Annotated in this window: 8 protein-coding genes; 3 read left to right on the forward strand and 5 right to left on the reverse strand. The window is 73.4% G+C overall.

Going from position 1 to position 13,164, the window contains the following annotated elements:
* Positions 1-132 precede the first annotated feature (132 nt).
* Positions 133-1,458 carry an aldehyde dehydrogenase family protein gene (locus JO379_RS05795; RefSeq protein WP_209518542.1) on the forward strand — a complete coding sequence of 442 codons (1,326 nt, stop codon included), beginning with the start codon at positions 133-135 and terminating at the stop codon, positions 1,456-1,458.
* Between the two features lie 22 nt (positions 1,459-1,480).
* Here JO379_RS05795 and meaB read toward each other — a convergent pair whose 3' ends face one another.
* From meaB to JO379_RS05815, 4 genes are all read right to left on the reverse strand, one after another.
* A complete protein-coding gene (gene meaB, locus JO379_RS05800) occupies positions 1,481-2,611 on the reverse strand; it encodes a methylmalonyl Co-A mutase-associated GTPase MeaB (protein WP_209514222.1) in 1,131 nt (376 codons plus the stop codon).
* 13 nt (positions 2,612-2,624) lie between these two features.
* A complete protein-coding gene (scpA, locus tag JO379_RS05805) occupies positions 2,625-4,832 on the reverse strand; it encodes a methylmalonyl-CoA mutase (RefSeq protein ID WP_209514224.1) in 2,208 nt (735 codons plus the stop codon).
* A complete protein-coding gene (gene mutA / locus JO379_RS05810; RefSeq protein ID WP_209514226.1) occupies positions 4,832-6,757 on the reverse strand; it encodes a methylmalonyl-CoA mutase small subunit in 1,926 nt (641 codons plus the stop codon). The genes scpA and mutA overlap by 1 nt, the downstream gene beginning before the upstream one ends.
* 154 nt (positions 6,758-6,911) lie before the next feature.
* Entirely contained in the window at positions 6,912-8,999 is a 2,088-nt protein-coding gene (locus tag JO379_RS05815) for a SpoIIE family protein phosphatase (RefSeq protein ID WP_130876657.1), read from the reverse strand.
* A 68-nt stretch (positions 9,000-9,067) separates the two neighbouring features.
* Between JO379_RS05815 and JO379_RS05820 the strand changes: the two genes are divergently transcribed.
* Positions 9,068-10,498: a lipase maturation factor family protein gene (locus tag JO379_RS05820; protein WP_209514228.1), complete on the forward strand. Its 1,431-nt coding sequence runs from the start codon at positions 9,068-9,070 to the stop codon at positions 10,496-10,498.
* On the opposite strand, the gene JO379_RS05825 is transcribed toward JO379_RS05820, so the two are convergent.
* Positions 10,495-11,934, reverse strand: a complete 1,440-nt coding sequence (locus tag JO379_RS05825; protein WP_209514230.1) for an FAD-dependent monooxygenase — start codon at positions 11,932-11,934, stop codon at positions 10,495-10,497. The two genes, JO379_RS05820 and JO379_RS05825, sit on opposite strands and share 4 nt — an antisense overlap.
* 177 nt (positions 11,935-12,111) lie before the next feature.
* On the opposite strand from JO379_RS05825, the gene JO379_RS05830 reads away from it, so the two are divergent.
* Positions 12,112-13,119: a PHP domain-containing protein gene (locus JO379_RS05830; protein ID WP_209518544.1), complete on the forward strand. Its 1,008-nt coding sequence runs from the start codon at positions 12,112-12,114 to the stop codon at positions 13,117-13,119.
* The last annotated feature ends 45 nt before the right edge of the window (positions 13,120-13,164 follow it).

A 13,164-nucleotide genomic window follows, 5' to 3' on the forward strand; every position in this document is an offset into this window, starting at 1 on the left:
CGCCGCCCCCTCGGCCCCCACGACACGGCTCCCCTCACCCCCGATAAACTTGACCACCTCAATCATTGGTGTTTACATATATTATTGCTTCACCAGCTGAAGCTTCCGAACGGCAAGGAAACCGAGGACACCATGCGCCCCCACGAGTCCGAGCAGCCCGCCGACGCCGTCGCCCGGCTGCGCGCGTTCTTCCGCACCGGCGCCACCAAGCCCTTGGCCTGGCGCACCGGCCGGCTGCGCGCGCTGCGCGCCATGCTCACCGAGCGGGGCGAGGACTTCGCCGAGGCGCTCCACGCGGATCTGGGCAAGAGCCGGGCCGAGGCATACCGCACCGAGATCGACTTCACCGTGCGCGAGATCGACCACACGCTGGAGCACCTTCAGGAGTGGCTGCGCCCCGAGCCCGCCGCCGTGCCGGACCGCCTGGGCGCGGACGCCTCGGCGTGGACGGTCCTCGATCCGCTGGGTGTCGTCCTCGTCATCGCGCCGTGGAACTATCCGGCGCAGCTGCTGCTGGCCCCCGTCGTCGGGGCGCTCGCCGCGGGAAACTGTGTGGTGGCCAAGCCCAGCGAGCTGGCCCCCGCCACGTCGGCGGCCCTGGCCCGGTATCTGCCCGAGTACCTCGACGCACGGGCGGTGGCCGTGGTGGAAGGCGGCGTTGCGGAGACCACGGCGCTGCTGGAGCAGCGTTTCGACCACATCTTCTACACCGGCAACGGAGCGGTGGGCCGGATCGTCATGACGGCCGCGGCCCGTCATCTCACCCCGGTCACCCTGGAACTCGGCGGCAAGTCACCGGTCTTCGTCGACCGGGGCACGGACGTGCGGACGGTGGCCGCCCGGCTCGCGGCGGGCAAGTTCCTCAACGCGGGCCAGACCTGTGTGGCGCCCGACTACGTGCTGACCGACCCGGAGACCGCCCGCGCCCTGGAGCCCGCCCTGGCCGAGGCGGTCGGCGCCCTGTACGGAGCCGACCCCGCGGCGTCCGGCGAGTACGGACGGATCGTCAACACCCGGCATTTCGACCGGCTGACCGCGCTCCTGGCCTCCGGGCGGGTCGTCGTCGGGGGCGGGCACGACCGGGCGGCGAAGTACATCGCGCCGACCGTGCTGGCCGGCGTCCGCCCCGACTCCCCCGTCATGCGCGAGGAGATCTTCGGACCGATCCTGCCGATCGTCGAGGTGCCGGGGCTCGACGAGGCGATCGACTTCGTCAACGAGCGGGACAAGCCCCTGGCCCTGTACGCGTTCACCGAGGCGGACACCACCCGGCGGCGGCTGGCGGAGGAGACCTCGTCGGGAGGCCTCGGATTCGGGCTGCCGCTGGCGCACCTCACCGTCCCGGAACTGCCGTTCGGCGGGGTCGGCGAGAGCGGCATGGGCCGCTACCACGGCCGCTATTCCATCGAGACGTTCAGCCACCGCAAGGCCGTGCTCGACAAGCCGCTGGCGGCCTGAACCGCCCGGAGCCGACGCCGCGTCAGGCCCCGGACGTGTCCGGGGCCGGTCCCCCGCCGTCGCGCGGAGCGCGGAACGCCTCCAGCAGCCGCTCGGCGGCCAGGCTCGCCGGCAGTGTGCCCTCGCGCACCCGCTGTTCGAGCCCGGGGCCGGTGCGGCGCACCTCGGGGTGGTCGCGCAGCTCGGCGAGGAGTTGCTCACGGACCATGGTCCAGGTCCAGTCGACCTGCTGCTCCCGGCGTCTGGCGGCCAGCTCGCCCGTGGCGTCGAGGACCCGCCGGTGCTGTTCCAGCCGCTCCCAGAGGGTGTCGAGGCCGGTGCCCTCCCGTGCGCTGCACGTCAGCACGGGTGGGTTCCAGGCCGCGTCGGGCGCCTGGAGCAGGCGCAGCGCGCCCGCCAGCTCACGGGCGGCGGACCTGGCGTCGCGTTCGTGCGGGCCGTCGGCCTTATTGACGGCGACGATGTCGGCCAGCTCCAGGACGCCCTTCTTGATGCCCTGGAGCTGATCGCCCGTCCGGGCGAGGGTGAGCAGCAGGAAGGTGTCGACCATGTTGGCGACGGCGGTCTCCGACTGGCCGACGCCGACGGTCTCCACCAGCACGACGTCGTAGCCCGCCGCCTCCATCACGACCATGGTCTCGCGGGTGGCCTTGGCCACGCCGCCGAGGGTGCCGGCCGTGGGTGAGGGCCGGACGAACGCGGCGGGGTCCACGGCGAGCCGCTCCATGCGGGTCTTGTCGCCGAGGATGCTGCCGCCCGTGCGGGTGGAGGACGGGTCGACGGCCAGCACGGCGACCCGGTGGCCGAGGCCGGTGAGCAGGGTCCCGAGGGCGTCGATGAAGGTGGACTTGCCCACGCCGGGCACGCCGGTGATGCCGATCCGGCGTGCCGTGCCCGTGTGCGGCAGCAGCTCGGTGAGCATCCGCTGGGCGGCTTCCCGGTGATCGGCGCGTACCGATTCGACCAGGGTGATGGCGCGGGCGACGGTCGCCCGTTTGCCGTCCAGCACACCCTTGACGTAGGCGTCGACATCGATCGCCCGGCGCGGGACGGCTCTACGGGCAACGGGCTCCCGGGCGGCCGTCTCCGGTGAGTCGGCCGCGCGGGGGCCGTCTTCGCGGGGATCGCTTCCGGAGGAGGAAAAGGGTGCCATCAGCGGTCCGGGCTCACAGCTCGTGGCCGAGGACCCCGGCGAGGGTCTTCAGCAGGTCGTGGGCCGCGTCCGGGATGACCGTGCCGGGCGGGAAGACCGCCGCGGCACCCATCTCCCGCAGCGTGGCGATGTCCTGCGGCGGGATGACCCCGCCCACGACGATCATGATGTCCTCCCGGCCCTCCTCGGCCAGGCAGTCGCGCAGCGCGGGGACGAGAGTGAGGTGGCCGGCGGCGAGCGAGGAGACGCCGACGATGTGCACATCGGCCTCCACCGCCTGCCGGGCGACCTCCTCCGGCGTCTGGAAGAGGGGGCCGACATCGACGTCGAAGCCGAGGTCGGCGAAGGCGGTGGCGATCACCTTCTGGCCGCGGTCGTGGCCGTCCTGGCCCATCTTGGCGACCAGGATGCGGGGGCGGCGGCCGTCCTCCCGCTCGAATGCCTCCACCAGGGCGCGGGTGCGCTCCACTCCGGAGGAGGGTCCGGCTTCGTCGCGGTACACACCGGAGATCGTACGGATCTGCCCGGCGTGCCGTCCGTACACCTTCTCCAGGGCGTCGGAGATCTCGCCGACGGTCGCCTTGGCGCGGGCCGCGTTCACGGCGAGCGCGAGGAGGTTGCCCTCCAGGCCCCCGCCTTCCTGGTGGCCGGCGCCGGCCGCGGCGGTGAGCGCGCGCAGCGCGTCCTGGCAGGCCTGCTCGTCGCGCTCGGCGCGCAGGCGCCGCAGCTTGTCGATCTGCTGGGCGCGCACGGAGGAGTTGTCGACCTTGAGGACGTCGATCTGCTCGTCGCTGTCGACGCGGTACTTGTTGACGCCGATCACCGGCTGGCGCCCGGAGTCGATCCGGGCCTGGGTGCGGGCCGCGGCCTCCTCGACGCGCAGCTTGGGGATGCCCGCGTCGATGGCCTGGGCCATGCCGCCGGCCGCCTCGACCTCCTGGATGTGCTGCCAGGCACGACGGGCGAGGTCGTGGGTGAGCCGCTCGACGTAGGCGCTGCCGCCCCAGGGGTCGATCACCCGGCACGTCCCGGACTCCTGCTGCAGCAGCAGCTGGGTATTGCGGGCGATGCGGGCGGAGAAGTCGGTGGGCAGCGCGAGGGCCTCGTCGAGGGCGTTGGTGTGCAGCGACTGGGTGTGCCCCTGGGTGGCCGCCATGGCCTCGACGCAGGTGCGCGCCACGTTGTTGAAGACGTCCTGCGCGGTGAGGGACCAGCCGGAGGTCTGCGAATGGGTGCGCAGCGACAGCGACTTGGCGTTCCGCGGCTCGAACTGCTTGACGAGTCTGGCCCACAGCAGCCGGGCCGCCCGCAACTTGGCGATCTCCATGAAGAAGTTCATGCCGATCGCCCAGAAGAACGACAGCCGGGGCGCGAAGGCGTCCACGTCCAGTCCGGCGCCGAGCCCGGCGCGCAGGTACTCCACACCGTCGGCGAGGGTGTAGGCGAGCTCCAGGTCGGCCGTGGCCCCGGCTTCCTGGATGTGGTAGCCGGAGATGGAGATCGAGTTGTAGCGCGGCATCTTCTGCGAGGTGTACGCGAAGATGTCCGAGATGATCCGCATCGACGGCCGGGGCGGATAGATGTAGGTGTTGCGGACCATGAACTCCTTGAGGATGTCGTTCTGGATGGTCCCGGCCAGCTTCTCGGGCGGTACGCCCTGTTCCTCGGCGGCGACGATGTACAGGGCGAGGACGGGCAGTACCGCCCCGTTCATCGTCATCGACACACTCATCCGGTCGAGCGGGATGCCGTCGAAGAGCTGGCGCATGTCGTAGATGGAGTCGATGGCGACGCCGGCCATGCCCACGTCGCCGGTGACGCGCGGGTGGTCGCTGTCGTAGCCGCGGTGCGTCGGCAGGTCGAAGGCGACGGAGAGGCCCTTCTGGCCTGCCGCGAGGTTACGGCGGTAGAAGGCGTTGGACTCCTCGGCGGTGGAGAATCCGGCGTACTGCCGGATGGTCCAGGGCTGGTTGACGTACATCGTCGGGTAGGGGCCGCGCAGGTAGGGCGCGACGCCCGGGTAGGTGGCGAGGAAGTCCAGCCCGTCGAGGTCCTCGGCGGTGTAGAGCGGCTTGACGCCGATGCCCTCGGGGGTCTCCCAGACGAGATCCTCGGCGCTCTTGCCGGTGCCCTCCTTCAGGGCCGCCCGCCAGAGAGCCGGGTCGGCGGGGACGCCGGCCGTGGGCCCCAGGTCGATGCCGGAGAAATCGGGGATCGACATCACACCACTCCCATGCGGTCGAGGACGGAGGAGAGGACGGCGACGGCGTCGCCGCCGGCGAAGACGAACTCGTCGACTCCGGCGCGCTCGAGGGCTTCCCGCTGTTCGCCGCGCGGCTTCCCGGCGAGGAACACCCGGTCGGCGCCGGCCTTCTTGAGCGCGGTGGCCACGGCCTCGGCCTGTTCGGCGTAGAGGGCGTCGCTGGAACACAGGCAGGCGACGGTGGCGCCGGCGGCGGCGAAGGCCGCGGCGGCGGACTCCGCGTCGACCGTGGCGGGATCGTGCACGGGCTCGATGCCGCCGGCCTGGAAGAGGTTGGCGGCGAAGGTGGCCCGGCCGGTGTGCGCGGCGGCGGGGCCGAGCGCGGCGAGGAAGACGCGGGGGCGGCTGCCGGTGGCGGCCAGGTACGCGTCGGAGCGGGCGCGCAGCGCCTCGAACGCCTCGTCGCGGCGGACCCGGGGCAGGCCGCCCGGGGCCGGCGCGGCGGCCGGTGGCTCGCGCCGCACCGGCTCCTCGGCCAGGTTCGGGAACTCGCTGACGCCCGTGATGGGTTCCTTGCGGGTCGCGAGCCGCGCGGACCGCTGCCGCCAGGTGTCCGCCAGCCGCTCCTCCACGAGCCCGGAGCCGAGCGCCGCGGCGTGGCCGCCGGCGCGCTCGATCTCCTGGAACCAGGCCCAAGCGGCGTGGGCCAGCTCGTCGGTCAGCCGCTCCACGTACCAGGAGCCGCCGGCCGGGTCGATGACCCGGGCCAGGTGGGACTCCTCCTGAAGGATGGAGGAGGTGTTGCGGGCGATGCGGCGGGCGAAGGCGTCCGGCAGGCCGAGGGCGTCGTCGAAGGGCAGCACGGTCACGGAGTCGGCGCCGCCGACTCCGGCGCCCAGCGCGGCGACGGTGGTGCGCAGCATGTTCACCCACGGGTCGCGACGGGTCATCATGACCGAGGAAGTGACGGCGTGTTGGCGCTGTGCTCCCGCGCCCGGGGGCGCGCCGCACACCTCGGCGACCCTGGCCCACAGCCGGCGGGCGGCGCGCAGCTTGGCGATGGTCAGGAACTGGTCGGCGGTGGCCGCGTAGCGGAACTCCAGTTGCGCGCAGGCCGCTTCGGTGTCCAGCCCCGCCGCGGTGAGCGCGCGGAGGTAGGCGACGCCGGTGGCGAGGGAGCAGCCGAGCTCCTGGGCGGCGGATCCGCCGGCCTCGTGGTAGGGCAGCGCGTCGACGGTCAGGGCCCGGATGCCGGGGTATTCGCGGGCGCACAGCACGGCGAGTCCGGCGGCGGCCGCCAGGGGTTCGGCGGGGTCGCCGGCGGTGTGCGTACGGGCCAGGGTGCCCAGCGGGTCGGCGCCGAGGTTGCCCGTCGCCGCGTGCGGGGCGACCCCGCGCTCGGCGTAGAGGCGCAGCAGCTCGCGGGCGGCGGCCCCGGTCCCGGTGCCCGCGTCGAGCACGACGGGTGCGAGGTCCAGGTAGACGCCCTCCAGGGCGGTCGCGAGGCCGTCCGTGGGCAGGCCCCCCGGGCCGAGGGTCAGCCAGAGGGAGGTGACGCCGTTCTCGAGGTCGGCGAGTACGGCGTCGTTGGCGCGCCGGGGGTCCGGGTGGGCATGGCGCTGGCGGACGTCCCACCCCGAGACGGCGGTGCCCGCCACACGTCCGCCCCGGACGAACGGCGGGAAGCCGGGGTAGCCGGGCCCGGCGGGGCCGATGGGCTGCCCTCCGTCCGGTCCGGCCGCCGTGGCGTCCTCTGCGGTGTAGAGCGGGCGGGTCGTGAGCCCGTCCAGGAGTGCGGTGGACAACGCTTCCTCGGCCGCCGGGCCCTCGGCCGCGGTGCCCGCTTTGCGTAGTACGCCCTCGACAAGGCGCTGCCACTGCTCGCGGGTCGCGTCCGGGAACTCGGCGGCCAGGGAGAAGCCGTCATCAGGCTGGACCGTCATGGGGGGAAGGCTAGGGCGCGGACGCCTCCGGCAGCAGAGGCAACCGCTGTGACCTTGGCCTCTTCCGGGTCCGACGGCAGCCCGCCGCCGTCCGTCACCCCTTGCTCCGGCCCTGCTTCAGCCCTGCTTCGGCGTGGTCGTCGAACGCCGGTCGTCAGTCCGTTTCCTGGCGTTCGTGGCGCTCGGGGACGACGAATTCGCACCAGACGGATTTGCCGGTGCCGCGCGATTCCACGCCCCAGACGTCGGCCAGCCGGTCCACCAGCAGCAGCCCCCGGCCCGAGACCCCCGACTCGCCGGGCTCCCGGCGGCGCGGCAGGGTGCTGGACTTGTCCTCCACCTCGAGCCGCAGCCGGCGTTCGGGACCGCCGAGCATACGGATCGTCACCACCGCGGCCCCGTCGGTGTGCAGCAGGGCGTTGGTCACCAACTCGTCGGCCACCAGCTCGATCTCGTCCGAGCGCTCCCGCGCGCCCCAGGCCCGTACCGCCGCCCGGATCATGTGACGGGCCGCGGACAGCGCCTCGGGGTCGGCGGGCGCGATGTGCTGCTGGAGCCGGCCGCCGCCCCGGGCCGGGACGCCCTCGCGGCGCAGCAGCAGGATGGCCATGTCGTCCTCGCCGACCCGGTCCTCGACGACGTCGCACAGCTTGTCGGCCAGGGCCTGGAGGTCGTAGGGGCCGTCGCGGACGATGCCGGAGAGGATCTGCATGCCGTCGTCGAGGTCGGCCCCGGGCTGCTCGACCAGGCCGTCGGTGAACAGCAGCAGGGTCTCCCCCGGGTCCAGCTCCACGGTCGTCACCGGGTAGTCGAGCCGGCCGAACTCGGCGGAGAGTCCGAGCGGCAGCCCGCCCGCGAGCGGCAGCCGCCGGCAGGTGCCGTCGGGGTGGCGCAGCAGGGGGTCTATGTGGCCGGCGCGGACGAGTTGCAGCATGCCGGTGGAGGGGTCGGCCTCGACGTAGGAGCAGGTGGCGAAGCGGTCGGTGTCCAGCTCGTGCAGGAAGGACGAGGCGCGTGCCATGACCGTCGCCGGGGCGTGCCCCTCGGTGGCGTAGGCCCGCAGGACGATCCGCAGCTGGCCCATGACGGCGGCGGCGTGGGTGTCGTGGCCCTGGACGTCCCCGATGACCGCCCCGACCCGGCCGCCGGGCAGCGGGATGACGTCGTACCAGTCGCCGCCGATGTCCCGGCCCATCCGGGCGGAGCGGTAGCGCACGGCGATCTGCGCGCCGGGGACGTCGGGGATGCGGCGCGGCAGCATGGCCTGCTGCAGGCCCTCGGCGAGGTCGTGCTCCTGGTCGAAGAGCATCGCCCGGGCCAGGCTCTGCGCGAGACTGCTGCCGAGGGCGATGAAGAGGTTGCGCTCCTGCTGGGTGAAGCCGCGGCCCTCGCGGTAGAGCAGGCCGAGGGCGCCGATGGGGCGGGCCTGGGCGATCAGCGGCAGGTAGGCGGCGGAGGAGATGCCGATGTCCTTGATGCGCTCCCACAGCCAGGGGTAGGAGGTGGCGAATTCCTCGCGGGATTCGATGAAGCGCGGGGTGAGGGTGCGGATGACCTCGCTCATGGGGAAGTTGTCGTCGATGCGGGTGTAGCGGGTGCCGGGGATGTAGTGCTCCTCCGGGCCCTCGGCGACGAGGTGGATCCGGCCGGATTCGACGAGGCCGAGGACCAGGAGGTCGGCGCCGAGGTGTTCCACGGCCCGGGAGTCCTTGAAGAAGTCGATGACGTCCTCGACCGTTCTGGCGTGGGCGAGGGCGGCGGTGGTCGTCTCCACGACGGTGGTCTGGTGGCGGTGCTCCTCGGCCCCGTCGCGCGGCTCGGCGGCGTGGCTGAGCTCCTCGGCCGCGTCCCGGACGACGCCGACGATGCGGCAGGGGCGCCCCTGCCCGTCACGGAGGATCCGGCCCTGGGTGTAGGTCCAGTGCAGCGCGCCGCCGTCGTCCCGCACGTGGTAGTACGCGCCGTAGGTCTCGCTGCCGTTCTTCATCGCCGTGGCCACCAGGGAGTCGAGCATGACGGCGTCGGGCCGCGGCACCCGGCCGCCGAGGTCGGTGATGTGGCCCGCGAAGTCCTCCGGCGGCACCTGGAGGATCTCCAGGGCCGCGGGGTCCAGGTGCAACCGTCCGCTGTCGAGGTCCCAGTCGAAGGTGCCGATGCGGTTGAGGGCGAGGCTCAGCTCCGGGCGGGCGGGCCAGTCGTCCGGCTGCGCTCCGGCGGCAGGCGTCGCTCCCCGATCAACCATGGAGCCACTCTGCCATCTTTTGTCCGTTTCTTCGATGCGACTGCGCGGTCGGGTGGTACGGATACGCCATGGAGTGGTTCACGGAGTCCGGTTACTGGCTGAGCCGGCTGGTGCTTCAACGGGCGCTCGCCGCGGTCTATCTGGTGGCCTTCCTGGGCGCGGCCCTGCAGTTCCGCCCGCTCATCGGGGAGCGGGGCATGCTGCCGGTGCCGCGGTTCCTGCGCGGGGTGCCCTTCCTGCGGGCCCCGGGGGTCTTCCAGCTGCACTACTCGGACCGCTTCTTCGCCGGCTGGGCGTGGGCGGGTGTCCTGCTGTCGGGCGCGGTGGTGGCGGGGGCGGCGGACGCGGTGCCGCTGTGGGCGTCGATGGTGCTGTGGGCGGCCCTGTGGGTGATGTATCTGTCGATCGTCAACGTGGGCCAGACCTGGTACGCGTTCGGCTGGGAGTCCCTGCTGCTGGAGGCGGGTTTCCTCGCCGTCTTCCTCGGCAACGCGCGCACCGACCCGCCCGTCCTGGTGCTGTGGCTGATGCGCTGGCTGCTCTTCCGCGTCGAGTTCGGCGCGGGGCTGATCAAGATGCGCGGGGACAGCTGCTGGCGCGACCTGACCTGTCTGTACTACCACCACGAGACGCAGCCGATGCCCGGCCCGCTGAGCTGGTTCTTCCACCGGCTGCCGCGGCCCCTGCACCGGGTCGAGGTGGCCGCCAACCACGTCGCCCAGCTGGTGGTCCCCGTCCTCCTCTTCACCCCGCAGCCCGTCGCGAGCTGCGCGGCGGGGCTGATCATCTGCACTCAGCTCTGGCTCGTCGTCTCCGGCAATTTCGCCTGGCTCAACTGGCTGACGATCATCCTCGCCTTCGCCGCCGTCGACGGGGCGGCGGCCGCGGAGCTGCTGTCGCTGCCCGCGCACGGCCCGCTGCCCGCTCCCCCGCTCTGGTACGAGGTCCTCGTCCTCGCCGCCACGGCCCTCGTGGTCGCCATGAGCTGGTGGCCCGCGCGCAATATGCTCTCCCGGCACCAGCGGATGAACATGTCCTTCAACGCGTTTCACCTGGTCAACACCTATGGGGCGTTCGGCAGCATCAACCGCCGCCGGCACGAGGTGGTGGTGGAGGGCACCGACGCGGCGCACCTGGGGCCCGAGACGGTGTGGAAGGAGTACGGCTTCAAGGGAAAGCCCGGCGACGTCCGCCGGACGCCGCGCCAGTTCGCCCCGTACCATCTGCGGCTCGACTGGCTGATGTGGTTCGCCGGGATCTCGCCCAGCTACGCGCAGTCCTGGTTCGGCCCGTTCGTCGAACGCCTGTTGGAGGGCGACCCGGCGACCCTGCGCCTGCTGAGGCACAACCCCTTCCCCGACGCCCCGCCCACTCATGTCCGGGCCCGCGTCTATCTCTACCGCTTCACCACCCGCCAGGAGCGACGGGCCACCGGCGCCTGGTGGCACCGCACGCTGGAGCACGAGTTCCTGCCACCGGTGGCCCTGCGGTCCTCCTAGGACGTGTCCGGCCCGCACAGTGCCAGCTCGTCGGGGGTGATCGTCGGCCCGGTCCGGGCGGCGCGGCCGGGGCCGCGCAGCACCCCCAGCACCACTTCCGGCCTGACCAGGTCGGTCATCGGCGCGGACAGCGTCATGACGGCCATCAGATGCCGCAGCACCCTCGGGTTCACGGTCGAGGTGCGCATCAGCCGCATGAAGTAACCCCGCAACAGCCGGGCGGCGACCGGGGGACGCGGCCCGATGGCCCCGGGGTAGTTGATGTCCTCGCCCGTCGCCAGGTCCCAGGCACCGCCCGCCACCCGGGCGACCGACCGCTGCACGCTGCGGGCCAGCCCGGGCGCGGCCGGGTCCCGCTCGCCGAGGAGGTCGCGCAGCGCGACGGCGCTCTGGGCCGCCACGGACATGCCCTGCCCGTAGACGGGGTTGAACTGCGCGAGCGCGTCACCCAGCACCACGAACCCCTCGGGCCAGGCGGGCAGCCGCTCGAAGTACCGGCGGCGGTTGACGGTGCTGCGGGTGAGGTACACATCGGTGAGCGGCTCCGCGCCCGCGATCAGATCGGCGATCAGGGGGTGGCGCAGGGTGCGCAGGAACGGCTCGAAGGCCTCGGCTTCCCGTGACGGTTCGCCGCCGCGCGTCCCGGAGGCGGTGACCAGCCAGCGGCCGCCCTCGATCGGGACCAGCGTCGCGCCCCGGCCGGGCACGCGGGCGCGCGCGTCGGCCTGAACCGTGACGAGGGGGAAGTCCTCGCTGCCCGCCGGTGCCCGGAAGATCCGGGTGGCGTAGACCAGCCCGGCGTCGACGGTCTCCTCGCGGACGGCGGGCAGCCCCAGCTCCACGAGCAGGCGTGCCGCCCGGGAGCCGCGCCCGCAGGCGTCGACGACCAGGCCGGCCCCGATCGTCCCGGCGGCCGCGTCCGTACCGGTGTCACGGACCCGCACCCCGGTGACCCGCCCGGCGCCGCCGGTCAGGCCCACCGCCTCGGTGCCCTCCCGCAGGGTGATCCCCGGGCGGGCCAGCACCTGCTCCCGGACGACCAGATCCAGCAGGTCGCGGGTGCACGCCATCATGAAGTGCGTCTCGGGCCGCCGCGGGAACCAGCCGTGCGGCCCCAGCACCACCAGCCCCGTCGGTACCGCGATCCGCCGGGCTCCGGCGGCAGTCCACCGGTCGGTCGTGCCGGGCAGCAGGGTCTCCACGGCCCGGGCGCCACCGGCCATCAGCAGATGGGCATGGCGAGCCTGCGGCAGTCCCTTGCGCGACCCGGCCCCGGCCGGCATCCGGTCCCGGTCGACGACGACCACCTCGTCGGCCCGGTCCGCGAGGGCGGCCGCGGCCAGCATTCCGGCCATCCCGCCACCGAGCACCACCGCCCGGCGGACCCGGCCGGTCCCGGTGCGCCGGGCGGTGCCGCCGCTGTTCGGGTCGCTCATGACCGGCTCTCCTGACGGGCGGGCGCGGGCGCGCGCGACGGGCGGTGACGAGAGGTCACTGCCCATCCGGCGCAATCCTTGAACCCCCGCCGGGCCGGACGGCGTGCGCCCGGCCGGGGGGTGCCGCACGGTAGGGGGTGGGGCCCGGGTCAGGGGACGAGGCGAGGCGGTGGCGTGGTGGAACCGGTGGAGGCGCTGGACCGGATCGCGTTCCTGCTGGAGCGGACGGCGGCCCCGACGTACCGGGTGAAGGCCTTCCGCACGGCCGCCGAGGTGATCTCGGCGCTGCCCGCCGAGGAGGTGCGCCGACGGGCGGCCGACGGGTCCCTCACCCGGGAGAAGGGCATCGGGCCGAAGACCGCGGCGGTCGTGGCCGAGGCCTCCGCGGGCCGGGTGCCGGGATACCTGGAGCGGCTGGAGGAGGAGGCCGCGGGGCCGCTGACCGAGGGCGGGCAGGAGTTGCGGGCCGCGCTGCGCGGCGACTGCCATCTGCATTCGGACTGGTCGGACGGCGGCAGCCCGATCGACGTCATGGCCGCCACCGCCAAGGCGATCGGGCACGAGTACGCGGTGCTCACCGACCACTCCCCCCGGCTGACGGTCGCCCGGGGACTCACCCCCGAGCGGCTGCGGGCACAGCTCGACGTGGTCGCCGAGGTCGACGACCGGCTCGGAAAGGACTTCCGGCTGCTCACCGGCATCGAGTGCGACATCCTCGCCGACGGCTCCCTCGACCAGGAACCCGAGCTGCTGGAGCAGCTGGACGTGGTGGTCGTCTCGGTGCACTCGAAGCTGCGGATGGACGCGGAGAGCATGACCCGCCGTCTGGTGTCGGCCGTGGCCAATCCCCTTGCGGACATCCTCGGTCACTGCACGGGGCGGCTGCTGGGCAGCCGCCCGGAGTCGGAGTTCGACGCGGCGATGGTCTTCGCCGCGTGCGCCCGCTTCGGTACCGCCGTGGAGATCAACAGCCGTCCCGAGCGGCTCGACCCGCCGCGCCGGCTGCTCCGGCAGGCCCTCGACGCGGGCGTGCTGTTCGCCATCGACAGCGACGCCCACGCGCCCGGCCAGCTGGACTGGCAGATCCACGGCTGCGCCCGTGCCGAGGAGTGCGGGGTGCCCGCCGACCGGATCATCAACACCTGGAGCGCGCCGGAGCTGCTGGAGTGGACCCGCTCCCGCTGACGGCGCCGGCGGCCGACCTGCGCGCGTCCGCGGCCCCCCTGATCA

Source organism: Streptomyces syringium (genome assembly GCF_017876625.1).
GTDB classification, from domain to species: domain Bacteria; phylum Actinomycetota; class Actinomycetes; order Streptomycetales; family Streptomycetaceae; genus Streptomyces; species Streptomyces syringius.